This window comes from Halobacteriovorax sp. YZS-3-1 (genome assembly GCF_047084945.1).
GTDB lineage: Bacteria > Bdellovibrionota > Bacteriovoracia > Bacteriovoracales > Bacteriovoracaceae > Halobacteriovorax_A > Halobacteriovorax_A vibrionivorans.
The window spans coordinates 1,460,175-1,482,692 of record NZ_JBKIYI010000001.1; the positions used below are offsets into that span (position 1 = coordinate 1,460,175).

Annotated in this window: 23 protein-coding genes; 10 read left to right on the forward strand and 13 right to left on the reverse strand. The window is 36.0% G+C overall.

Features of this window, described 5'->3' with window-relative positions; translation table 11 throughout:
- Nucleotides 1-18: 18 nt before the first annotated feature.
- Nucleotides 19-1,485, forward strand: coding sequence for a sensor histidine kinase (locus ACMAZI_RS07020; RefSeq protein WP_120404992.1), 1,467 nt, complete (start codon nucleotides 19-21; stop codon nucleotides 1,483-1,485).
- A 205-nt stretch (nucleotides 1,486-1,690) separates the two neighbouring features.
- Nucleotides 1,691-3,145, forward strand: a complete 1,455-nt coding sequence (locus ACMAZI_RS07025; RefSeq protein ID WP_120404991.1) for a sensor histidine kinase — start codon at nucleotides 1,691-1,693, stop codon at nucleotides 3,143-3,145.
- Nucleotides 3,146-3,159: 14 nt separating this feature from the next.
- On the opposite strand, the gene ACMAZI_RS07030 is transcribed toward ACMAZI_RS07025, so the two are convergent.
- The 4 genes from ACMAZI_RS07030 to ACMAZI_RS07045 form a co-directional block, all read right to left on the reverse strand.
- Complete coding sequence (locus ACMAZI_RS07030; RefSeq protein WP_115363262.1) at nucleotides 3,160-5,328, reverse strand: APC family permease; 2,169 nt, start codon at nucleotides 5,326-5,328, stop codon at nucleotides 3,160-3,162.
- Nucleotides 5,329-5,407: 79 nt separating this feature from the next.
- Nucleotides 5,408-5,677, reverse strand: coding sequence for a hypothetical protein (locus ACMAZI_RS07035; protein ID WP_115363260.1), 270 nt, complete (start codon nucleotides 5,675-5,677; stop codon nucleotides 5,408-5,410).
- A gap of 61 nt (nucleotides 5,678-5,738) precedes the next feature.
- Nucleotides 5,739-6,365 (reverse strand): hypothetical protein, encoded by a 627-nt coding sequence (locus ACMAZI_RS07040; RefSeq protein WP_115363258.1) that lies wholly within the window; start codon nucleotides 6,363-6,365, stop codon nucleotides 5,739-5,741.
- Nucleotides 6,366-6,405: 40 nt separating this feature from the next.
- A complete protein-coding gene (locus ACMAZI_RS07045) occupies nucleotides 6,406-8,160 on the reverse strand; it encodes an NAD+ synthase (RefSeq protein WP_412473484.1) in 1,755 nt (584 codons plus the stop codon).
- 114 nt (nucleotides 8,161-8,274) lie between these two features.
- Between ACMAZI_RS07045 and trmFO the strand changes: the two genes are divergently transcribed.
- From trmFO to ACMAZI_RS07065, 4 genes are read left to right on the forward strand one after another with little or no spacing between them, the layout of a single operon-like run.
- Nucleotides 8,275-9,642 (forward strand): methylenetetrahydrofolate--tRNA-(uracil(54)-C(5))-methyltransferase (FADH(2)-oxidizing) TrmFO, encoded by a 1,368-nt coding sequence (gene trmFO / locus ACMAZI_RS07050; RefSeq protein ID WP_120404989.1) that lies wholly within the window; start codon nucleotides 8,275-8,277, stop codon nucleotides 9,640-9,642.
- A complete protein-coding gene (locus tag ACMAZI_RS07055) occupies nucleotides 9,642-10,574 on the forward strand; it encodes a DMT family transporter (protein ID WP_120404988.1) in 933 nt (310 codons plus the stop codon). The genes trmFO and ACMAZI_RS07055 overlap by 1 nt, the downstream gene beginning before the upstream one ends.
- A 19-nt stretch (nucleotides 10,575-10,593) precedes the next feature.
- Entirely contained in the window at nucleotides 10,594-11,559 is a 966-nt protein-coding gene (locus ACMAZI_RS07060; RefSeq protein WP_205570947.1) for an NAD-dependent epimerase/dehydratase family protein, read from the forward strand.
- A gap of 11 nt (nucleotides 11,560-11,570) precedes the next feature.
- Nucleotides 11,571-12,647, forward strand: a complete 1,077-nt coding sequence (locus ACMAZI_RS07065; RefSeq protein ID WP_115363250.1) for a hypothetical protein — start codon at nucleotides 11,571-11,573, stop codon at nucleotides 12,645-12,647.
- A 7-nt stretch (nucleotides 12,648-12,654) separates the two neighbouring features.
- On the opposite strand, the gene ACMAZI_RS07070 is transcribed toward ACMAZI_RS07065, so the two are convergent.
- Nucleotides 12,655-14,442, reverse strand: a complete 1,788-nt coding sequence (locus tag ACMAZI_RS07070) for a hypothetical protein (protein WP_115363248.1) — start codon at nucleotides 14,440-14,442, stop codon at nucleotides 12,655-12,657.
- A gap of 184 nt (nucleotides 14,443-14,626) precedes the next feature.
- Here ACMAZI_RS07070 and ACMAZI_RS07075 point away from each other — a divergent pair, with 184 nt between their 5' ends.
- Nucleotides 14,627-15,250, forward strand: a complete 624-nt coding sequence (locus ACMAZI_RS07075; RefSeq protein ID WP_412473483.1) for an alpha-ketoglutarate-dependent dioxygenase AlkB family protein — start codon at nucleotides 14,627-14,629, stop codon at nucleotides 15,248-15,250.
- On the opposite strand, the gene ACMAZI_RS07080 is transcribed toward ACMAZI_RS07075, so the two are convergent.
- The 3 genes from ACMAZI_RS07080 to ACMAZI_RS07090 are packed head-to-tail and all read right to left on the reverse strand — an operon-like array spanning nucleotide 15,224 to nucleotide 16,997.
- Nucleotides 15,224-15,949 carry an arginyltransferase gene (locus ACMAZI_RS07080; RefSeq protein WP_412473482.1) on the reverse strand — a complete coding sequence of 242 codons (726 nt, stop codon included), beginning with the start codon at nucleotides 15,947-15,949 and terminating at the stop codon, nucleotides 15,224-15,226. The genes ACMAZI_RS07075 and ACMAZI_RS07080 overlap by 27 nt on opposite strands.
- Nucleotides 15,950-15,962: 13 nt before the next feature.
- Nucleotides 15,963-16,535, reverse strand: a complete 573-nt coding sequence (locus ACMAZI_RS07085; RefSeq protein ID WP_412473481.1) for a DTW domain-containing protein — start codon at nucleotides 16,533-16,535, stop codon at nucleotides 15,963-15,965.
- 6 nt (nucleotides 16,536-16,541) lie between these two features.
- Complete coding sequence (locus tag ACMAZI_RS07090; RefSeq protein ID WP_115363240.1) at nucleotides 16,542-16,997, reverse strand: hypothetical protein; 456 nt, start codon at nucleotides 16,995-16,997, stop codon at nucleotides 16,542-16,544.
- Between the two features lie 188 nt (nucleotides 16,998-17,185).
- Between ACMAZI_RS07090 and ACMAZI_RS07095 the strand changes: the two genes are divergently transcribed.
- Together ACMAZI_RS07095 and ACMAZI_RS07100 are read left to right on the forward strand one after the other, a co-directional pair.
- Nucleotides 17,186-17,359, forward strand: a complete 174-nt coding sequence (locus ACMAZI_RS07095; protein ID WP_158536910.1) for a hypothetical protein — start codon at nucleotides 17,186-17,188, stop codon at nucleotides 17,357-17,359.
- 14 nt (nucleotides 17,360-17,373) lie between these two features.
- The gene (locus tag ACMAZI_RS07100) at nucleotides 17,374-17,508 is read left to right on the forward strand and encodes a hypothetical protein (RefSeq protein ID WP_334678389.1); all 135 of its coding nucleotides are present in this window, start codon (nucleotides 17,374-17,376) and stop codon (nucleotides 17,506-17,508) included.
- 4 nt (nucleotides 17,509-17,512) lie between these two features.
- On the opposite strand, the gene ACMAZI_RS07105 is transcribed toward ACMAZI_RS07100, so the two are convergent.
- Nucleotides 17,513-17,905, reverse strand: coding sequence for a hypothetical protein (locus tag ACMAZI_RS07105; protein ID WP_412473480.1), 393 nt, complete (start codon nucleotides 17,903-17,905; stop codon nucleotides 17,513-17,515).
- 16 nt (nucleotides 17,906-17,921) lie between these two features.
- On the reverse strand, nucleotides 17,922-18,815 hold the full coding sequence (locus tag ACMAZI_RS07110; RefSeq protein ID WP_412473479.1) for an endonuclease I family protein: 894 nt from the start codon (nucleotides 18,813-18,815) through the stop codon (nucleotides 17,922-17,924).
- Between the two features lie 218 nt (nucleotides 18,816-19,033).
- Here ACMAZI_RS07110 and ACMAZI_RS07115 point away from each other — a divergent pair, with 218 nt between their 5' ends.
- Entirely contained in the window at nucleotides 19,034-20,053 is a 1,020-nt protein-coding gene (locus ACMAZI_RS07115) for a 3-oxoacyl-ACP synthase III family protein (protein WP_120404982.1), read from the forward strand.
- Between the two features lie 53 nt (nucleotides 20,054-20,106).
- On the opposite strand, the gene ACMAZI_RS07120 is transcribed toward ACMAZI_RS07115, so the two are convergent.
- From ACMAZI_RS07120 to ACMAZI_RS07130, 3 genes are all read right to left on the reverse strand, one after another.
- Nucleotides 20,107-20,664 carry a hypothetical protein gene (locus tag ACMAZI_RS07120; RefSeq protein ID WP_115363232.1) on the reverse strand — a complete coding sequence of 186 codons (558 nt, stop codon included), beginning with the start codon at nucleotides 20,662-20,664 and terminating at the stop codon, nucleotides 20,107-20,109.
- 94 nt (nucleotides 20,665-20,758) lie between these two features.
- Nucleotides 20,759-21,370, reverse strand: coding sequence for a hypothetical protein (locus tag ACMAZI_RS07125; protein ID WP_120404981.1), 612 nt, complete (start codon nucleotides 21,368-21,370; stop codon nucleotides 20,759-20,761).
- A gap of 86 nt (nucleotides 21,371-21,456) precedes the next feature.
- On the reverse strand, nucleotides 21,457-22,509 hold the full coding sequence (locus tag ACMAZI_RS07130) for an aldo/keto reductase (RefSeq protein ID WP_412473478.1): 1,053 nt from the start codon (nucleotides 22,507-22,509) through the stop codon (nucleotides 21,457-21,459).
- Between the last annotated feature and the right edge of the window lie 9 nt (nucleotides 22,510-22,518).

The window sequence follows — 22,518 nt, forward strand, 5'->3', positions numbered from 1 at the left end:
GTTAAACCTTAGGGAAGTATGAACTTAGAGAAGTTTATCGAATTATTAAAATACGGAAATTTTGAAGATCAAAATTCTCGCATTGCTATATTCGATAAAGATGCTCGTTTTGTTTTTGTTTCCACCACTCTTTTTGGCTTCACTGAAAACTATGTGGGCATGACTGTCTATGAATATTATCAAGGTCACCTTGCTGATTCAGAAGTCAAAAAAGTTAAAGACTGCTTTGCTAAGGCCTTAAATGGGGAACCCTCATGTACGCAGGCTATTTTAACGAATCGGTTAAATAAAGAAAAAATCACTTGGGACGTGGACTTTAATTCATTTGTGGATGATAAAGGTGATACCTATGTATTATCGAGGATTCGACCTCATGAAGTTAATCTAACTACAAGTTCTACAAATTTCTTTATTCGTGAAATGGTTGAACAAAGCTCTGATGTTTTCACTGTCTTTGATAAGGACTTTTATATCGTTTATGTTTCAAAGGTTCTTGGAAAGTGGCGTGACGAGTCTGCTTTAGGGCTACATATCTCAGATCTTATTTCTGGTAAAGCTCTTGAAAAATTTTATAAGCGTTATAAAAAAGCAAAAGAAAATCCAGGCGTTGTCATTACTGATATTGTCACTATTGATATGAGTTCTGATGATGAGTCTCGTAATGAGTTAATTCTAGAATCATCAGTTGAATTTCATGATTTTAATCAACTCGGTTGTTATTATCTTGATCGTACTTCTGATGTTACAGAAAAGGTTCTACGAAATCGTGAAATTGAAATTCAAAAAGCAACGATTGATAAAATGTCTAAATGGACAGCTCTTGGTCAAATGGCCGCTAATATTGCACATGAAGTAAATAATCCACTTGCAATTATTGAATTACAAACTCAAGCTCTAGAAAAGAGAGGCAAGGACTTAAAGATTGAACAAGTCCTTGAGAAGGTTCGCTCTATAGCTGAACAAAAGAATCGAATAGCAAATATTGTTAGCTCCCTTCATATATACTCTCAAGATGATCGTTCAAAAAGAGAGTCAGTAAGTCTCTCGTCTCTTATTCATGACTCTATTGCTCTTTTTAAAACTGCTCTTGTTGACGAAGACTTAAAGATCGTTTTCTCGAATGATTCTGATAATGACATCGTAATGGTTAATTCATCCGAGATTATTCAAGTATTTATTAATCTTTTAAATAATGCTCACGATGCAATTCTTGATTTGAAAGATAAATGGATTGAAATTAATTTGGATGATAGTAATCATAAGGTCTATGTTGATATAATCGATAGTGGCCATGGAATTGAGCCTAAGTTAGCCAGTAAGATCTTTAATCGTTTCTATACAACGAAGGGGAAAAAGAAGGGGACTGGCCTGGGATTAAATATCTGCCAAGAGATCATGAATGATCATGGTGGCCATATCTCTTATGTTAAGGATGCCGAGCATACGACTTTCTCATTAACTTTTCCTAGTGTTGAACTAAACTAGAATTTCAAGTTCCCCTTTAAAACTAAACTTTAGTAGCATCGATACCTGAATGCCCTTCTAGTATTCCCTTTGGTAGTCCCTTTGGTAGCCCCTTGGCAGTGTATTACATGGTTTTTTCTGGTGTGTAATAACTACTTATTACTTGTAATCGAATATTGTTTAGAGGTACAAATGGTCAATATTTATTCTTTGGTACGTAGGTAAGATGAAAGTCGATGAGCTTATTGATATTTTTAAATACGGAAATTACGAAGATCAAAATATTCGTATGGCCGTCATTAATTCTGAATCAAAATTTCTCTACATGTCTTCTACATTGGTGAGTTTTTATGAAAATTATAAAGAAATGCCAGTTTATGATTATTACAAGGACCATTTTCCAAGTAGTGAGTTAGATAAAATTATTAACGGTATTAATAATGCCCTTGAAGGTATTTCAACAAGTTCAGTCATTGTACTTAAAGACAGTTTAGATAAAGAAGAAATTAATTGGGATACGACTTTTTTACCTTTTACCTCTGAAGAAGGGGACAGGTTTTGTGTTACTAAGATTCAACCACGAGAAATACAGCTTTCCACTACTTCAACTAATTACTTAATAAGAGAAATTGTAGAAAAAAGTAATGATTATTTTGCCGTTTTTGATGAAGACTTAAATTTCGTCTATATTTCAAAAACTGATCAGGATTGGGATATTAAACCAATTGTAGGTAAGCATATAAGTTCTCTTATTAATGGTAATGTCTTAGAAATATTTAAAGATCGTGTGAAAAAGGCCACTGAAAATCCCGGAGAGGTTATAACTGATATCGTAAAACTTAATGTAGCTAATCGCGGTCTTGTCTATTATGAATCTTCAATGGAGTTTCATGACTTTGGTGCTCTTGGAAAGTATTATTTGGATCGCACAGCAGAGGTAACTGAAAAGGTTTTAAGAAATCGAGAAATAGAATCTCAAAAGTCTGCAATAGAAAAAATGTCAAAGTGGACAGCTCTTGGGCAAATGGCAGCTAATATTACTCATGAAGTAAATAACCCTCTTGCAATTATTGAATTACAGGCGCAGTCAATTTCTAAAAGAGGTGCTGACTTTACGATTGAACAAGTAAGGGAAAAGATCAATTCAATTAAAGAGCAAAAGGATCGTATCTCAAATATTGTAAGTTCTTTAAAAATTTACTCTCATGATGACCGTTCAAAAAGAGAGCATACAAGTCTCTCGTCTATTATCCATGATTCAATTGCTCTTTTTAAAACTGCGACAGTTGATGAATCGTTAAAGATTGTATTCTCTAATGATTCAGATAACGACATGGTAAATATAAACTCTTCTGAAATTATCCAAGTCATTATTAACTTACTTAATAATGCTTTTGACGCTATTGATGAGTTAAGTGATCAATGGATTGAGTTAAATCTCTTTGATCACAGCGGCCTAGTTTATCTAGATGTTATTGATTCTGGTGTTGGAATTGATAAAGAAATAGCAACGAAAATTTTTGATCGCTTCTATACAACAAAAGGCAGAACGAAAGGGACGGGACTTGGTCTAAATATATGCCAAGGAATTATAAATGATCATGGTGGAGCTATCAGTTTTGATACTGAAAGTGAATACACTACATTTAGGATTTGCTTGCCTCAAGTTAATCCTTCTTAGTCATTATTGCTTCTTTATGCTGGTGCTGTATGGATACCTAAAACAGAACAAGAAGCTTGAGCAATAATCTTATCATCTTCAGTACCAAAGACGTTATACCACTTATAATTAGTACTTGTGTTGAATAATAGAAGATCGTATTCAACACTTAGAGATTCAATCTTCTCAATCTTATTTTGATAGTGCTCGATGTGACCAACCGCTCTTACATCAAGTTCATCAGAGAGATCTCTAATGTACTTTTCTAAGTTTGATGTTTCGCTAATATCCAAGTCTTTATTTGTTAAGTATACAAAAGTGAGCTCTGCATTGTTATTTTTTGCAATATGATATGCTGCTTGTGCAAGTACTTCATCATTAGAATTCTCATCAAGGATAATAAGAATTTTTCTTGTGTATCTTACTCCTTTATCTCTGTAAATTGCTAGGTGACAGCTTAGGTGTGAACGCAGCCACGCAACTGGACTTTGAGTTGTAAATGTACCGCGAAGTCTTCCTTTCCACTCCATGAATAACCAATTACAGTGAAGTCGTTGTCCAATTTCAAAAATTGACTTAGAAAGGTCGTGTGTAACAATAGGATCAAAGTTAATAGGTGTTGTTTTTTCAATGGCCATTGCAACAACACGTCGTCTTAATGAACGAAGATTAGGATCTTCATCTGTAAAATCATTCAGGTCTGATTGTTCTGGCGCCTCTGTTAAATGGGCCACCTCTATTTGCTCTCCATCTGCAAGAGAAGTTCCAATATCAATGAGCATCTCTGGAGATTTTTCATTTCCAACCAAGGCAACTACGACATTGGCATCTTGGTCAAGTTCACAACGGCCAAGTGAGTGCATTGTTGGTGAGAAGTTTGGTGTATCATCGAATAGATCCTTTCTCTTTCCACGAATTCCAAGTACTCCTTTGCGGTTAACACGACTTTTTGCATATAAGAAGTATATCAAAATTCCTGGTACTGAAATTGAGACAAGACCAATAATTGCAAGATCTTTCATCATTACTAATAAGTAGAAAGTTGAGATGATTCCAAAAATTTGTATATATGGATAAAATGGTGATTTATAAGTCGGTCTATACCATTGAATATGTGTTTCTCGTAAAGCTATGACAGTTATATTTACAAACATATAAAGCACTAGGATAAATGCAGATGCTAGTTTTGCAATTTTTGCAATATTTAAGAAATAGATAGCACAAGCAATAATAATCCCTGATGCAAGAATACTCCATACAGGTGTTAAGAATTTACGATGAATATGGCCAAAGGACTTTGGAAATAAGTGGTCTCGGCTCATGGCAAAAGGGAAGCGTGATGCTGCAAGAAGCCCAGCATTTGCCATTGAAGTCATAGTAAGGATGGCCAAGATGGCCATGATTGTTGCAAATGTATTACCACCAAATACTTGGGCCAATGTATAAATTGGACGTAAGTTACTTTTTAACTGATCAATAGGTAGAAATTTAGCAAGTGCAAGTGTCGTTACACAATAAAGCACCGTCACAATAAGTAGTGATAAAAGAATTCCTCTTGGGAGGTTCTTCTCAGGTGTTTTAATTTCTTCTGCAATAGCAGCAACTTTAGTCACTCCTGCATAAGAGATAAAAACAAGTCCTGAAGCTAATAAAATGCTATCCATATGTGAGAATGAAAATGGAATCCCCGGTATGACGGTAGCGGTTGAAAGTGTTCCAATATTTAAAATAGTAAGCCCAAGAGTTGATGTAATGACAACAGCAATGAGTAGCCCACTAACTTTACCAACACCAATAATATTTAAAATAGTGATGATAACTGTTAGGAATAACGCTAGGTATTTTAGATCGAAGCTTGTTGTCAATGTACTTAAGTATGCACCAAAACCCATGAGGGCAAATGCCGCTTTTAAAAGTAGGGAGATCCATAGTCCTAAGCCTGCAATTGTTCCGGCCATTGGCCCAAAAGTTCTTTCGATATAAATATAAGTTCCACCTGAGGCAGGCATGGCCGTCGCAAGTTCTGACTTAGACAGTGCTGCAGGTAGAACACATAGTGCTGCAATTAAATATGATATCCAAACATATGGACCTGTTACTTCAAAAGCTAGACCTGGCAGAACAAAAATACCTGATCCGAGCATTGATGCAATACTTATGGAAATGACTGATGATAGCCCTAAATTTCTTTCAAGCTTCTTCAAATAATCCTCTCTAATTAGGGTAATTAAGTGTGCATTATCCCTTAAATAAAGAGGAATGTTAATAAAAATACTACGTTATCTATAATTCTCGCAATATCTCTTCTAGCGCCTTCTTTACACGATCACGCTTTGAGTCAAGATGCTGATCCATCTCAAATGCCTTTAGTGTAGAGCCTATTTGAAGGAAGTTATAACAGGAGAAACTACCGGCCATCTTGTGAAGAACTTCTCTGAGCTCTTTTTCACTCATAGTGGCAACCTTAGGTAATAAATGGTTGATTTCTGTTTTTTTAGACTGTTTAAACTTCGGAAGAAGTTTTTGAATATGTTGATTGAGACTTTTTTCCATGACTGCACCTTATATATGAGGGCAGAGTAGGACTCTGCCCAGGTTTTAATCATTTACAATTTTAAGCTCTTCTTGTTGATTGGCGAGTTGACTTCTTTTTTGAAGTCGAAGATTTGGCTTTTTTCTTTGCTGTCTTCTTTGCTGCTTTCTTGGCTGTTTTCTTTGCTGCTTTCTTTACACCAGTTGCCTTCTTCTTTGAAGTAGCTTTTTTGGCAGCTTTCTTCGCTGTCTTCTTTGTTGTTTTTTTCTTTGCTACTTTCTTTTTAGCAGCTTTCTTTAGGCCTGTTGCTTGCTTGGCCTTTTTCTTTATAGTTGATTCAGCTTCTTTCACTTTTTTTGAAGCTTTTTTCTTAGCTTTTTTCATTTCATCTTTAAGAAATTTATCCAGCTGTTTTTGAAGCTTTTGAACATCTTTAATATGTCCATCTAGGTATTTCTTAGCAGCTTTAACTTCTTTTTGTATTGTTGAATCAACAAGCTTCTCAACTTTTTGACCTTCTTTCTTTAACGTTTTCACTACTCGAGGAATATCTTTATCCATTACATTTTTGGCCTCTTTTTCAACTTGGCCAATAAAGTCTTTTACATTTTTTTCAACTTCTTTAACGGACTTATTTGCCATAACTCCATCAACCATAGACTTAACTTCATCAAATGAGCTAAGAACTCTTTCAAAGGCTTTATTCATTTCATTACTCCTCTTAGTATGCGTATTCGAATCACTATTGTTATTCGAGATTAAAATCAACCTTCTTACATATCGGCACTCGTCGACCAAAACCAAAGCTTTTGTCTTTCAATTTTAGTATAGGACAAAATTGTTGCCTTTTGTACTCACTATTTAATATCAATTTTATCACCCTTTCAACTTCAGTTTTGTTTAACCCTAAATTAAGAAGATCTGGTAAGTCGTAGCGATAAGAAAGGTATGATTCTAATATCATATCCAGTGTTTCATATGGAGGTAAAGAATCTTCATCTTTTTGATCGGCCCTTAGTTCTGCACTTGGTGGCCTTTCAATAACCTCAACTGGAATAATATCATTGAAATTCTTATTGATATGTCTGGCCAGAGCAAAGACTTCACTTTTGTAGAGATCTCCCAATAGGCTAATAGCACCAACAGAGTCTCCATATAGAGTCGAATAACCAACAGCTAACTCTGACTTGTTTGATGTATTTATAACCATGGCACCTGTTTGATTTGAGCGAGCAAATAGTAAGGAGCCTCGTAGTCTCGATTGAATATTTTCATCTGCAAGGCCTTCTAATGGGTCGAGATTATCATTAAAGAGGTTTTGCACAGATGAATGGAGGAATTTGATTGGTAGATTATGTAATTTAATTCCAAGATTCTTGCATAAATTATCACTAATTTCCCAACTTAGTGATGCGGAGAATTTACTTGGCATATAAATGGCCTCAACTTCTTGGCCCGGCTTTAGAAATAACTTCACAAGCGTAAGAACAAGTGCCGAATCAATTCCTCCTGATAGAGCAACCAAGAATTTGTTCATGCCACACTTTCTAGCGTAATCTTGTAAACCTAGGTTTAAAGCACCTAAAATAGCATCAAGTTTGTCATCGCTGAGCTTTTTAAGGCTCATTTTTCCGTTTATCTTTTCGATATGTGGCCCAAATAATGACTCCCAAGAGTTAGCACCAACAGGGGCCACTCCAAGATTCTCAATTTTTGATTTTTTGGCAATCTCAACCTTCATAAGGTCTGATTTAAAGGATTTTGCTTTGGCAATGACTTGTGTTTCATTAACGACAAAACTTGCACCATCAAAGATGATTTCATCTTCTGCACCAACTTTATTCACATAGTAGAATGGTGTCTTAAATACTCGTGATATTTCGCTGGCACGCTTAATTCTCTTTTCTTCTTTATCGATATTCCATGGAGAAGCTGAAAAATTGATTATCCCATTCAACTCTTTGCCATTGGCCTCATCCATTAGCATTTGTAGCGGGTTAACAGCATATTGTTCAGAATGCCACATATCTTCACAAATAAGTAGGCCGAAATCACATCCTGCATGAGACCAGATACATGGGGCACTCCCAGGTGTATAATATTTAGATTCATCAAATATATCGTAATCTGGAAGAAGACATTTTGTGTAAATATCATTGAAATTTGATTTCTTTGTTACTTCGTAAATAACGTTATAGATATTTGAAGGAATATCTGCGTTATCTTTAAATTCGTAGCGTAGCCCACCAATAAGAAGCGCCGTTTTATCTGAAAGCTTTATCTTTGCAAATAAATCTCTCAGGGCCTGTAAAAGCTCATGGTATTGGCGAATAAATGTTTTTTGTAGGACTAAATCCTGAAGAGGATAGCCTGAAAGAAATGTTTCAGGAAAGATATGTATATTATCTTGAAAGTCTTCAGAACTCGTTAGGTTTTCTATGTATTTGTAAATTTGTGTAAAGTTGCCAATTGTGTGATCTGTTTGGTGAATGACTATTTGCATTGCGTCGTCTCTATGTTAATAATAATACTTAAATACTGGTAATTAATGGACTTTATAGCATGTTTGCATATATAAGGTCTATATCATCATATAAGTATATTAAAGAGGTTGAAATTGTCTAACTCACACAAAGTTATAGTAATTGGTGCCGGTATGGCCGGTAGTGAAGCAGCAAACTTTCTAGCAAATCAAGGTGTTAAGGTTGTCTTAGTCGAATCGAAAACTGTTAAGAAGAATCCTGCACAAAAGATTGATGCTTTTGCCGAGTTAGTTTGTACCAATTCTTTAAAATCAATGAATCCAGCTTCTGGCCACGGACTATTGAAATACGAAATGGATGCACTTGGATCAATCATCCTTGATTGTGCTCGCAAGCATGCAGTTCCAGCAGGGGATGCTCTTGCCGTTGAGCGTGATGGATTCTCTGGAGAAGTAACTGATCGCCTTCATAATCATGAAAATATTGAAGTTGTGGCCATGGACGCAAGTGATCCACAAGAGTTAATGGCAAAGTATGAAGCAGATGCATGTGTTATTGCTTCTGGTCCATTAACAACAGAAGGTCTCTCGAATTGGATTGTTAAGAATATCTCTGATGATGACTTTTATTTCTATGATGCTATTGCCCCAGTGGTAGATGGCGATAGTCTGGATTACTCAAAACTATATTATAAAGATCGCCATAAGCCGGTAAGTGAAGAGGAAGGGGAGCAGGCAGATTATCTTAATGCTCCAATGAATAAAGAACAGTATGAAGACTTCATTGCTGAGCTTGTTAAGGCCGAAAAAGTACCAGCTCAAAACTTTGAGGATTATAAATTCTTCGAGTCATGCCTGCCTGTTGATATCATGGCCGAGCGTGGCGTTGATACGGCCCGTTTCTCTTGTATGAAACCAATTGGACTTGAGCTTCCTGATGGTTCTCTACCATATGCTTGTGTACAATTAAGACGTGAAAACTTACTTGGCTCAGCTTTTAATATGGTTGGTTTCCAAACTCGTCTAAAATATCCTGAGCAAAAACGCGTCTTTAGTAAGATCCCTGGTTTTGAAAACGCTAGTTTTCTTCATCTTGGCTCTGTTCATAGAAACTCTTTTATCAATTCAAGAACTCTTCTAGACTTTGATTTAAGTGTTAAGAAGTTCCCAAATATTTACTTTGCAGGTCAAATAACTGGTGTTGAAGGCTACACTGAGTCTGCTTCAATGGGACTTTATGTTGCTTTTCAACTACTTAAGAAATTAAGAGGTGAAGAAGTAAGGCCATTTCCAGTTGAAACAGGAATGGGAGCACTCGTAAACTATGTAATGACTGTGCCAAAGCCTGTGCCATCAAATATTAATTTCGGATTACTACCACCGGTTGCTCTTACAAAGGAGCAAAGACGTGATCGTAAAAATAGAAAGAAAGTAAAAAAACAATTGGCATCAGATCGTGCCAAAGAGTCATTTGATAACTTTATGAAGGAATATAATAAGTAGTGAAAGGATTAATTTTCATTCTAATTGCCTGCTTTATTTGGGCCCTTGATACTCTTATAAGATATCCTCTTCTTTATAAGTATAAGAGTAGTGAAATTATTGTCTTCGGTGAGCATTTGTTTTTAACGATTATTTTCTTACCTGGTCTTTATGCGGCAAGAAAGAAAATCATGAGAATGAAGGCATTTGAACTTCTATGCTTTCTCATAATTGGAGCAATGGGTTCAGCAATTGCTACATTGTCTTTTACAAAGTCTTTCTCACTTATAAACCCTTCTCTTGTTATTTTACTACAGAAGTTACAACCATTTGTGGCCATAAGTCTTGCCTATATAATTCTAAAAGAAAAAATCACTAAACGATTTCTTGTATGGGCGCTCCTAGCTATTTTAGGAGCTATCTTAATTAGTTATTATGATATTGTTAGTGCAATCAACCTCATTAAAACAGGAAAATTGAGCTTTGATCGCTCATCATTGTATGGACTTTGTCTTGCCTTAATTGCAGTCATAAGTTGGGGGAGTGCGACAGTTTTTGGAAAGTATTTAATCAAACAGGGATGGATTGAAAAAGAAGTTATGGCCATTCGTTTTGCCGTTGGTTTCATTGCAATTATTCCATTTATGGCCGCTAATGATGTTGGCCTTGTCTTTCAAATGGAGTTGTGGGCAAAAGTTAGTGTACTCGCTCTAATATCAGGTGTTTTTGGTATGTATTTCTACTACCGAGGTCTAAGCTTGGTAACGGCAAAAGTTTGTACTTTGGCCGAAATGTCATTTCCATTCTTTGCTGTGATTATTAACTGGGTTGCCCTTGATCAAAAGCTGAGCTTTGTTCAGATTACAGGTGGTATACTTTTACTGTTAAGTTCCACAATGCTACAATTGGCCAATCGAAAACAAGAACGTCTTGAAGCACAAACGAATTATTAAAAGTACGGAGAATATATAGATGTTAGAATTACCAATGGATCACAAAGGGAAGAATTTCTTAATTGCAGGTGCAGCCGGATTTGTTCCTTCTACTGTGGCACAATTATATTTAGATAAAGGTGCTACTGTTTATGGTTTAGATAATTTTATTACAGGGTCTAAGTCAAATATTGAATTACTATCTAAATATGAAAACTTCCACTTTACGGAATGTGACATAACTCATGGCCTACCAGATTTCGGAGATATAAAATTCGATTATATTTTATCCCTTGCTTCTCCAGCTTCACCAATTGATTTTAAGGTTATTCCTTTGGAAATTATGACTGTAAATTCGATTGGTACACAAAACTTATTAGAGCTTGCAAAGGATCATGGGGCACGCTTCTTAGAGGCATCAACTTCTGAGGTTTATGGAGACCCAGAGATTCACCCTCAAACCGAGGATTATGTTGGTCATGTAAATCCAATTGGTCCAAGAAGCTGCTATGACGAAGCGAAACGTTATGCTGAAGCATTAACAATGACTTATCGTCGAAAATATAATGTGGATACAAAAATTATTCGTATCTTTAATACATATGGGCCAAGAATGCGTCCTGATGATGGGAGAGTTATTCCAAACTTTATCAATCAAGCCTTAGAAGGACGAGATATTACTGTTTATGGTGATGGAAGTCAGACGAGATCATTTTGTTATGTGACGGATCTTGCTAATGCTATTGATCACGTTTTAATGCTTGGTGATCATATGCCATATAATATTGGAAACCCTGATGAGTACTCAATTAAAGAAACAGGGGAGTTGATTGTTGATGCTCTTGATTCATCTTCAAAATTAACTTATCAAGAATTACCAAAAGATGATCCTAAGCGTAGAAGACCAGATATAAATCGTGTTATGAAATTAGGATATTTACCAAAAGTAACATTTGCTGAAGGGATTGAGAGAACGGCAAAATTCTTTAGAGAATACAAAAAGTAGAAGAGAAATATATGCTAAAAGTTGTTGTAAGTTGTGATGCTGTTGTTGAAAGAGACTTTTATATTGAATGTCTTGAAACAATGATGGGTGTAATTGGTGAAAATGTTGAACTCTATACACTTGTACATAGACAGGGGCAGGTCATTGGGCCAGTTGAGCAACGTAAAATTCATTCAACTTTTTTAAGCAAGATGGTTAAGTCTTGGGATGAACTACTTGATAAGTCTCATCTTATTCATGGAGCTGCCCAGGGACTATTTATACCTTGTAGTGTTGATTTAGTTGTCAATCTCTCTCGAGGTTTTTCACAAGAAATCAAGGTTTGTGATAAGACCCATCTATTTACTTATCTCATTGAAGACATTAATCAAGGTAAGAAAAACCTTTCTCTTTTGAAAAGATTTTTTAGCTCCTTTGTTCGTTCAAAGCAAATGAAGTACTTAAAGAGGGCCGACACTCTTTGGACTAATGAAGAATATATCTTATCTCAATTTCCAAATGCAAAACAGGTAACACCGGCAACATCTCTCAAAGACTATAAAGTATTACCTGAGGGCATGTTTAAAAGGGATTACTTCTTAATAAATTGTGAACCTCTAAGTATTGAAGAAGCACGCCTTTTTATTGAAACTTATAAAGATCATAAATTTAAATTCATTGGTAAAGAAGATCATTTAGGTGAACTTCTTGGCCAGTATCCTCAATTCTTTTTTGGAAATAAGTGCTCAGGCGAGCTAGCTCCTCTTTATGCTGGTGCTAATTATGTCATTGATACTGAAGTGAAGTTCCCACATTTTGCCCTTAAGGCACTAAGTTGTGGACGCCCTGTTTTCACTATTGGAAATAAGTTCTTACCATTTGGTCTTGGTGTTCATAAACTTAACGATGACTTCTTTACACAAACAACTCCAGTGGCCTTAGATGTACCTGAAGAAGATCCTAAAAAGCGTCATGGCATTTCAGCTAATTACGAGATGGTGAAGTTTAAACATATCTTTCATCGAGAATTTCAAAAGATTTGTGATGAGCTAGAGGCAAAGAAAGCTTCACAGGCATCAAAGTCAAATGACTCATGCTGTGAAGCTTAGAATATTTTTAATCTAGAATTTTCTTCAATTTTATTTCGTTATAACGATTTGAAATAATTTTCCATAGAGAGACTCCAGAGTCTTTATGAATCGTCTCTTTTGGGTCTTTATTATTTTGGTTTAATTGATCAACAGCATTGCTATCAACAGTTGGGTCTCCAAAATTACTCATGGCCATAATTCCTGTATCATCAGCTAGGAGCGATTCATAATCTTCAAGTTGGGCCTTGATTTTCTTTAAATAATCTTTTGACGAGCTATCGTAGGCAACGGCCGTTTCTGGTTTTACTTTTGTATTATTTTCTAATTCTTTACTAGCATTTGCACCACCTGCTTTACGGTAATTTAGCGCCATGGCAATAGGGGATGTATTATCTGCTAAAGTATTAGCAAGAAATCTTTGACTATCTTCACTATTAGGATTTAGAAATGCATTTGCCGCAGACTTTGCTTTATCGTCGGCCTTCTTTGATTTTGCGACTAGTTCTAATACCTTTCTTGCTGCTTTTGAAATTTTAGCTGCATTCTTATCGATAGAATCGTTAACATACTTTGTATCACCTTCTTTAACTGTGCGGTTGAAGCCTTCGATTACCTCTGCTCCACCTGTTTCGTTAAGAAAGTTCTGTCCATTCGTTCCAAGTGTACCCATGTTGATATTCATCTCAGGAACTTCCGAAATAACTTCTCCTTGAACATTTCCTGCAGAAGCTTCATTTTGAGATACTGAAGCGTTTTGGAAGTCAGACTGACCGACTGTTCCAGCAGAGCTTGTTGCAATCTTTTGCGTTCTCCCTGCACTGTATTGGTTATTATATCGGCTTTCTAATTTCTTTAAAACCTTCTGCGCTTTTTGACGTGCACTTTGCGCACTCTTCATGGCCTTTTTCGCAATTTGATTAGCTTTCATCTCTAAGACAAAGGCGACAGCACTTAGGCCAAAGGCCCAACCAGAACATGGATTACTTACACTACAACCAGTCCAAGTTAAAGCGATACAAATACCAGCTAAAATCCCAACAATTGATATTAGTGTGGATGTTCTCTGATGGTGCTTCATCTTCTTCTTCGCTGCTTTTTCCATGTCCTTTAACATATCAATTTCAGCTTTTAGTGCTTCTCTTTGAATTCTATGGTTCCAGCCTTTTTCATCAGTTTTCTCTAGGTTCTCAAGACGTTTCTTTGCATTCTTAAAGTCATCCTTATATGTATCTCCCATTAAGCTCATGACTGCTGATGACATAATAATAACTGCTGCTATCTGTAGACCAAAGTCTGTATCACAACCACCGGCTCCAAGGAGTACACATCCATATCCAATATTTGCGGCAACTTTTAGATAACGAAGTACATCGTCTTTGGATTTTACGGAACTAGCATCAGTGGCCTTATGTTCTGTGAACATTTTAGCATCCGCTTTAAGTTCTTCCTGACACTTCTCACTACCACCGCATTTCATATACTCTTGGTTGTAGTTTTCGTTATCTTCATTCGCTACACAACTCTTTAGATGGCAATTATAAACATACTTACTAGGGCAGTCCTTAGCACTACCATCTTCATGGCAGTAATTAGGATTCATACTCGAAGGTGGTGTGCTATTTTGCGTCGTCGACTGTTGTGATGTTTCAGTTTCAGTCTCTGTACCTTCTTGAGGTGCTGAAGTTTCCTGCTGTGTTGGAGTAGTCTCTTGCTGTGCCAAAGCATTTGCTGTTGGTGTAAGTAATAGAGACCATGAAATCACAGTAATTAAGATTTTTTTGAATATGATGAAATTTCGTTGTGCCATATGCATAGCAAACTCCTTACCTTATATAGTAATTTTAGCGAACCTTTGGTTAATCTCTTACTATTATATGAGATTTATAGAGATTTTAGGTACTTAGGCAGGAATTACGCTATTTATGAGCGTGTCCTATTTTTGGCATTTTTAGACTTGTGATTTGAAGAGTTTATGCTCTTAATGCTAATATCTGGCCATGAATCAATTTGATCTCTTTGGAGAAAGTACACAAGAAACTAGTGATGAAGTTGTCTATAATTTAAAAGACGCTAAAATCATTTATTACCCAAATTTCTTTGGACGCACTAAAGTCGATTTTGAGGCTTTGAAGAACTCGTTAAATCTACGCCAAGATCAGATTACGCTTTATGGTAAAACTCACGATATTCCTAGACTTCAGGCATGGTATTCAAGTGACATGGAATATAGTTACTCAGGAATCAAGCTTTTACGAAATGATTGGAATAAAGAATTAAAAACGATTAAAGATGAAATTGAAGCAATAACAGGTGAAAGTTTTAATGGCTGTCTTTGTAATCTCTATCGCGATGGAAGAGACTACGCCTCATGGCATAGTGATGATGAAGAAAGTTTAGGGCGAAACCCAGTCATCGCTTCGGCCTCTTTTGGTGAAACTCGAAAATTTGTCTTAAAGCATCGATTTGATAAATCATGTGAAAAAGTAGAAATCGAGTTAGAGGATAGAAGCTTACTTATTATGAAGGGAGCAACCCAACATTACTGGAAGCACCAGTTAAATAAAACTGCAAGAAAAGTTGGGCCAAGGATAAATTTAACCTTTCGAAGAATTATCCGCTAATTTCCAAGTCTGCTCTTTCCAGTCATATAATTGATGAGGGGTGTAGCGGGATTTATATCTCATGTACTTATTTTCTTCAACCCAGTATCCCAAGTAGTAATATTCAAGGCCTATACTTTTTGCATATAAGATCTCACTTAATGCTCCAAGGTGACCCAAGCTCATTTTCTCGTAGTCTGGATCATAACTAAAATAAACGCTACTAAGAGCACTTTCTGACTGCTCTAAGATACCAAAAGCTATCAATTTACCATCCTCAAAAATTTCACTCAATAATTGGGTTCCAGTAAAGCGATAAAAAGTCTCTTTAAATAATTGCTCATTATCTATAATTGAAGCATCAATACTATTTTGAAATCTCTCGATACCGTGCTTTCTATATATTTCATAATGTCTTTTTCTAAAGATTAGAGGAGTGAACTTAATTTGTAAGTGTTGATGTTTTTTTAGAAACTTTCTTTGATTCTTAGTTGCTTTAAAGCTGGAGAGGTCAACTCTAAGTGGAATACATTTTGTGCAATTTGGACACGTGGGGCGAAAGACGAATTGACCAAATTTTCTCCAACCGTGTTGTAAAAGATAATCAAGTTCATCTAAGGCCAGCTCTCCCGCAAAGAAGAATTCATGTTGTTCCATGTGACCTTCTAAGTAAGGGCATGAGTCAAGTTCACTAAGGCGAGGAGAGACAAGCATCTTCATACAATATATTGTATCATTTTTTGAAAGCTTCTTGTTGTTCAATTAGCTTTTTTAGTGGAGAAATTAATTCCTCATAAGAATTTTCATTGAGTTCCCCAAGTGCTTTTAAAGTCATTCCTATGGCCTCTAAAGTCGATAAATGTTCTTCACCACAGGACTTTCTTATTGAGGAGTAGATCGTTCTTTGATCTTCTTCAAGGTGGTAGCACGGAATCGAACTTAGCTTAGGCCATTTAAAGTAAACACCTTTGGCCTTCTTCCATGTTCCATCTAAGACTATCATCTCTCCCTTTGGAAGATCGCTTTTAGAAATAGGCCTTGAGTGTTCATTCTTAAATAATAGAAACGATTCTTTTGAAGTAAGATCGTCTATTATTTCTTCTGTAATATCATCACTTTTTATAATCCTAATCTTATCACTAGCAAGTGGCCCAAACTTTGCTGTGTTAAATGGGTGCTTTGCCTCATCTTTACTTTGAAGAATAGTAATAGGAGTTTGAATTTCTACTGGTTTTACATGTGCGCATAGACAAGACTTCAAAGGCCTGTGACATTTATCACAATGAGCGCGTTTTTCTTTATTCATAAGAGTCTATATATTGACTTCTTTATTATACTTATCCATTAGAATTGGCTTACGGTAGTACATAATGAAGTAGACGATAGGGTAGATTAAAAGATCAAAGAGAAAGTTTTCTGTTTTATACTTTATATTATCTGTTATTTTAGTCATGCCATTTTCAAGCATACGAATATGATAAGTGTGAATCCAAAGATTAAACGGGAATGGGCACTCTGTGGCCTCTGTTCGAATAATTATACCTTTGTCGGTTCTCTTTGTTTGCATCACTTCAATTATCCAAGACTGGTAGTGACCAAGGATAGAAGTAATCATATGTGTCTGATTAGCATATTCAACTCCATCAAAGCGGGTAACTTCAAGATTGATGAAGGGTGGAGTTGCTTCTTGCATTGTTTTTGCATTGAAATTGCTCAGAATTTCATCCACTGAAGCCTTTAATGTCGTGTTTATCACTAAGCTTTTCATTTATTAAATTATACCCCTTTGCGGTACTTAACTCAATAAGTAGTATCTAACTTCTTAAAACTTAATTAATGGTTTAGAAAAACTTAATTTTATGCACTTTGAAAATCTATAACTCTCTTAAGTTGCTATTGATGCACCACTGTGGCCAAATAGAATATATTTCCCAAAATGTGACCAAGGAGAAATTTATGAACCTGAAGGAAAGACTCAAGCTTGAAGAGAAGGAGTGTAAGAATCTCATTCAAGCTTACTGGCGATTTAGGAAGCGTCCTGATGCGAAGAAGAAAGGTGAAGAGGAAGAACAAGAGTTAATCAATGGAGAAGAGCTGGGAAAGCAGTTGGGGCCAATTCTGGAAAATTAGATAATGTAACAGATTTGTCTTTTAAACGAATTGAAAAGGCAAAACAAAAGGCCCAAGAAAAACAAGACGAGCAAGCCAGAGAGCAACAAAAACAAGCTAAGAAGAATGATGATTCATCAGATGAAAAAAAGAAGAAAACAGCAAATTAAACTTCTATTTTAGAGATTTTTTTACACAGTCAGTTAGTCTTCTGTCTCCGGGATTATATTCTTGGAGACACTTATCAAAAATACGAGTCGATAATTCATCACAATTATCCATACGTTGTTTTATGCAATGGAATGTTAGTAATTGCTCTATTTCAATTCTTTGTCCATGTGGATCAACTGGGATAATTTGTGGCCTCTTTTTCTCTTTTTTCTTTTGGCGCTTAGGCTGAACCGATATTTTCTTATCTCTGTGATATGAAGGAGTCGACTTTTTCTTCTTTGTTATCTCCTGCCACTGGGCAGCTCTTAGACGTTGGTAATATAGAAGTTGACGCTCTCGACGAGTGAGAGGCTTAGTTTTTTCTTTAGTAGGAGTGGCACAAGAAATAATGGCCATTATAAAAATTGAGTATTTAAAAATCTTTAATAGCATTGACTAATTCTTCGTCGTCAATAAATGGGTTACGACTATTTTGAATTTCATAAATTCGATTGTTAATTTGCACTTCAAAATCATCAACTGGATCTTCACGGTGCCATCTTCTTAAGTAGTACTCTTGGGCCTCATCAATTGCTAAGTTGTAGCGAGTAGAGAAGTAGAATAGAGCGCGAGCAATGTTCCCTCTTATCTCTAGTGGCGGTTCAAAAGATGTGGTTAGTTGATTCTCGTAATTAACCTCTCCTATTGAAGAAGATGTACAATTAGAGTTTACAGCTCGTCCAGTTACTTCGCCAAAAGGATGATTGCTTCTTGATGAATTCGCTCGAGAATTTACTGGAAAGAGGTGGTGAAGGTCATTCTTCTGTGTGTTTCGACTTTCGTTAGGGTTAAACTTTGACTGAGGCCAGCTATGTTCACAATTCATGACTCGGTGATTTGGAATTTGCATTGGCCCGATACCATCGTTTTCACCAATTTCTTGGTTACAATAAACATCTTTAACAAAGTACTGACCGCGGCTTTGTCTCAGATAAATATCTCCAAATAGATACTTTCTTGCTTGCTTGTAACTATCAGGAGCTTTTTGCTCGTAGCAATTTTTTAGACCTTTACATGAACTTGTTAAGATATCTTTTTGCCCGGCCTTTCTTATATGTCCTGAGACAATAATATTGCGCAAGGCTTGCTTGAGATTTTGTTTTGAATTGTTTTTTGAATGAGTTTTATTTAGATACTTTTCTATATTCTCAGGATAGTAATTTATTTTACTGAGAGGGGTTGAGGTAAGATTAAAGTGAACATTTGCGTGAACACTGAAACTTATTTGAATGGATAAAAGCACCAAAAGGTGACTAAGCTTAGTCATTTTAATTCCTTCCTTGGAATATAAATATGTTAACAAGAAAAAATATGATGGCCAATAAAAAAACAGGGCAAATACTCGAGCATAAAAGTTATGTCGGGGCAAATTAATAAAGATAAAATTGTAAGGTAGCTATCTATCGCATCTAAGAATATTGTGTTAAATTTGTAAAATATCATTCACCAATTCAAATGTAAGAAGATTTATGAAAAGGAAATACTATGGGTGTATTGGCAAGTAAAATTATTGGTGTGGGCTCTTACGTACCACCAAAAGTTTATAAGAATACTGATATCGAAGAAATGATGAACACTTCTGATGAGTGGATCGTTCAAAGAACGGGAATTGAGCAACGTCATTGGGTTGATTCTAAAACATCAACATCTGATTTGGCCGTAAAAGCAAGTGAAGAAGCAATTTCAAATGCTGGGCTTAATAAAGAAGATATAGATATGATTGTTTTTGCAACTCTTTCTCCTGACTTTGACTTTCCTGGTACAGGTTGCTTTCTTCAGGCAAAACTTGGAATGAGTGAAATTCCTTGTCTAGACTTAAGACAACAATGTTCTGGCTTTCTTTATGCAATGTCTGTTGCAGATAAATTTATTTCCACAGGAACAAATAAAAATATTCTTGTTGTTGGAGCAGAAGTTCATTCAAAAGGCTTAGATCAAACGCCTGATGGAAGAAATGTTGCTGTTCTGTTTGGCGATGGAGCCGGTGCAATTGTTATGAGTGCATCTGAAGTTAACGATAAAAAAACAGAGCCATGTTTCATCGATGCAAGTCTTCATAGTGATGGAAAGTATGCTAAGGAATTATGGATTCCAGCTCCGGGAACAGGATTTGATTCATCTGAAAGAATGTCTCAAGAAATGCTTGACGAAAAATTACATTACCCACAAATGAATGGGCGCACTGTTTTTGTTCACGCAACGAAGAGAATGGCAGAAAGTCTTGGTGCTCTACTTGAAAAGAATAATCTTACAATTGATGATGTGGATGTTTTCTTATTTCACCAAGCAAACCTAAGAATTAATTCTAAGGTTGCTGAAATGATGGGAATCCCAGAAGAAAAAGTATTCAATACAATTCAAAAATATGGAAATACCACAGCGGCAACAATTCCACTTGGAATGCATGATGCCATGAAAGAAGGTGTTTTAAAGCCTGGTATGCTTGTGGCCTCTGCTGCATTTGGTGCAGGCTTTACTTGGGCATCTGCTCTATACCGTGTTTAAAAAAGTATCTAATTGATAGAAAAAAGAAAGCCTCCGAAATGGAGGCTTTTTTATTATTGGCAATAATTATAATCGCGGAAATATCGACTACAGTAGTTAGAAGGGAAGCGGCAGTCATCTAGGTTACTTGACCAGTAACTTGCTTGAGGGCAGTATTTCGTTTCTTGTTTTTCAACATTAACGACAAACTTTCCTGTTGCAACTTCGCGTCCATCTTTTTCAAGCTTATACTCAACTTCATTTTCTCCGTAATAATTTAGGAGAGGTCTTTGAAAAAGTGTATGTATCCAAAGATTGAATCTATTCTTACTTTCACCTTTTTCAGAGTCAAAGCGTGATGATTTTGATTTCGTGCGACCCTTGTGGTCTTTGTAGTAAAGAGTTACTTCATCAGCATCAACTCTTTCACCTTCTCCAAGAACGAATTTTGAGAATTCTGATGGACTTAAGAAGTTTGCGCGGCAATCGACAAAGCGAAAGTCTCTTCCATTACGATCAGAGCATGTAAGACGGATTGTTCCCTCAACAGGGTTTGACGTTAGGTCATTTCCAATTTTAAGCCCAGCACCAAAGGCAGGCAGAAGCAGTAGTAAACTTATGATTACTTTCATTATAAACTCCTTTTTATAATCCTATTAATGATATTAAGGAGTTTTAATTTATGCAATTTAGTAAAGCTTAAAGATAGAACTTGTAAGTTTATCTTTAAAGTTCACGGGCCTTAACTTTGCAATAATTGTAGATCAATTCACGCCAGTATTGGATAAATTCAGGTCCACATAATTTAGCGTAGGCAGGATTACTAGGAATGTAGTCGTAGAGGAAGTACTCCATGGCAAATTGCATTGTTTGCATACCTAGGAATAACTCTGTGAAGAAATTAATATCACCACGTTGATAATAAGAGATGAGTTCGGCAACATCCTGGTGGAATTCACAAGATGAACAACCATTACACATTCCATAATTTTCAACAAAGTTTAAGTGATGCTGTGTTTGAGTTGCGATAATTTGCTCTCTTTCATCAACATCAGCACTAAAGCTATCAATTAAATCAAGTGCGCGCTCTGGATGAGAGGCAATGGCCTGAAAAATTTTTTCATAAAATGTTGCATATAGTGATGTGAAGATAGAGTCTTCAATTAAATAGTAGAAGAAGTCTTCACTCGATTTTGTGCTTTCACGTAGGGACTCATAAGTTGAAAGGGCCATTTTTAAAGGTGCATCTTCAAACTCTTCAAGTTCAAAAAACACTTTCGCTAACTCTTTTTTTCCCTGATCGAATTCATTATTGGTCTTTCTAATTCGATTAAACATGAGTTCCTCCACATCCGTTCATAAATAGATTTTAACAAAATATGTAAAATCAAAAACTTAGTGGAGGACTAGGCAAGAAATTCCAATTAAGGGCAAGGAATCGTGAAGATCTTATGAATATCTTCAATTCTTTGGAGAGTCTCAGTATCTAGTGTAATCTCACTACTTGCTAGGTTCTCTCTTAGTTGCTCAAGATTTGTAGCACCAATAATATTTGATGTTGTAAATTCTCTGTCATTAACAAAGGCCTGAGCTAGAGTGGCCGGTGTAAGTCCAACATCATTTGCTAGTGTTGCATATTCTTTAATTGCATTTGCTGCATGCTCAGATGAATAGCGTGTGAAGTATTCACCAAAGATCGTTAATCTTGCACCTTCTGGCTTAGCACCTCCAAGATACTTTCCACTTAAGGCTCCAAAGGCAAGTGGTGAGTAGGCCAAAAGCCCAACTTTTTCTCTGATGGCCATTTCTGAAAGGCCAACTTCAAAAGAGCGATTTAGAAGAGAGTATGGATTTTGGATAGAAACGGGCGCATCGACACCACATTCTTTTGCAGCATTAAGGTATTGCATCACACCCCAAGGTGTTTCATTTGAAAGACCCCAAGTACGGATTTTTCCTTCTTTTATCAATTCACCAATAGCTTCTACTCGTTCACGAAATGATACTTCTATTTCTGGTGTGAAGTGCTCGTAATTTAGACGGCCAAAGAAGTTAGTTACTCGTGCTGGCCAGTGAATTTGGTAGAGATCTAAATAATCTGTTTTAAGTCTTTTTAATGAAGCTTCACAAGCGGTTTTGATATCGGACTTTGAAAAAGGAGTTTTTCTAATCTCACTTTCTCTTATGTAGCTATCCATGCTCCCCGGGCCTGCAACTTTAGAAGCGAGAACAAATTGATCTCTCTTTGTTTGCATCTTATCCCAAGTACCAATATATTGTTCTGTTTTAGTATATGTTTCTTTTCGTCCTGGCACAGGATACATCTCTGCTGTATCGATGAAGTTGACACCGTATTCGAGGGCCATGTCTAATTGCTCATGGGCCTCTTCTTGTGTGTTTTGTTCACCCCATGTCATTGTCCCTAGACAGATCTTACTTACTTTTATTTGTGAATTTCCTAATTGATTTTGTTGCATCTATCCCTC

Bases quoted from the DNA above. Each gene is read 5' to 3' on its own strand.
- ACMAZI_RS07090 (WP_115363240.1), bottom strand. From the start codon at position 16,997: ATGAAAAGCTTAGTGATAAACACGACATTAAAGGCTTCAGTGGATGAA.
- ACMAZI_RS07020 (WP_120404992.1), top strand. From the start codon at position 19: ATGAACTTAGAGAAGTTTATCGAATTATTAAAATACGGAAATTTTGAA.
- ACMAZI_RS07040 (WP_115363258.1), bottom strand. From the start codon at position 6,365: ATGAATAAAGCCTTTGAAAGAGTTCTTAGCTCATTTGATGAAGTTAAG.
- ACMAZI_RS07125 (WP_120404981.1), bottom strand. From the start codon at position 21,370: ATGTTTAATCGAATTAGAAAGACCAATAATGAATTCGATCAGGGAAAA.
- ACMAZI_RS07025 (WP_120404991.1), top strand. From the start codon at position 1,691: ATGAAAGTCGATGAGCTTATTGATATTTTTAAATACGGAAATTACGAA.
- ACMAZI_RS07070 (WP_115363248.1), bottom strand. From the start codon at position 14,442: ATGCATATGGCACAACGAAATTTCATCATATTCAAAAAAATCTTAATT.
- ACMAZI_RS07130 (WP_412473478.1), bottom strand. From the start codon at position 22,509: ATGCAACAAAATCAATTAGGAAATTCACAAATAAAAGTAAGTAAGATC.
- ACMAZI_RS07075 (WP_412473483.1), top strand. From the start codon at position 14,627: ATGAATCAATTTGATCTCTTTGGAGAAAGTACACAAGAAACTAGTGAT.
- ACMAZI_RS07115 (WP_120404982.1), top strand. From the start codon at position 19,034: ATGGGTGTATTGGCAAGTAAAATTATTGGTGTGGGCTCTTACGTACCA.
- ACMAZI_RS07105 (WP_412473480.1), bottom strand. From the start codon at position 17,905: ATGGCCATTATTTCTTGTGCCACTCCTACTAAAGAAAAAACTAAGCCT.
- ACMAZI_RS07110 (WP_412473479.1), bottom strand. From the start codon at position 18,815: ATGACTAAGCTTAGTCACCTTTTGGTGCTTTTATCCATTCAAATAAGT.
- ACMAZI_RS07120 (WP_115363232.1), bottom strand. From the start codon at position 20,664: ATGAAAGTAATCATAAGTTTACTACTGCTTCTGCCTGCCTTTGGTGCT.
- ACMAZI_RS07080 (WP_412473482.1), bottom strand. From the start codon at position 15,949: ATGAAGATGCTTGTCTCTCCTCGCCTTAGTGAACTTGACTCATGCCCT.
- ACMAZI_RS07095 (WP_158536910.1), top strand. From the start codon at position 17,186: ATGAACCTGAAGGAAAGACTCAAGCTTGAAGAGAAGGAGTGTAAGAAT.
- ACMAZI_RS07045 (WP_412473484.1), bottom strand. From the start codon at position 8,160: ATGCAAATAGTCATTCACCAAACAGATCACACAATTGGCAACTTTACA.
- ACMAZI_RS07065 (WP_115363250.1), top strand. From the start codon at position 11,571: ATGCTAAAAGTTGTTGTAAGTTGTGATGCTGTTGTTGAAAGAGACTTT.
- ACMAZI_RS07060 (WP_205570947.1), top strand. From the start codon at position 10,594: ATGTTAGAATTACCAATGGATCACAAAGGGAAGAATTTCTTAATTGCA.
- ACMAZI_RS07085 (WP_412473481.1), bottom strand. From the start codon at position 16,535: ATGAATAAAGAAAAACGCGCTCATTGTGATAAATGTCACAGGCCTTTG.
- ACMAZI_RS07035 (WP_115363260.1), bottom strand. From the start codon at position 5,677: ATGGAAAAAAGTCTCAATCAACATATTCAAAAACTTCTTCCGAAGTTT.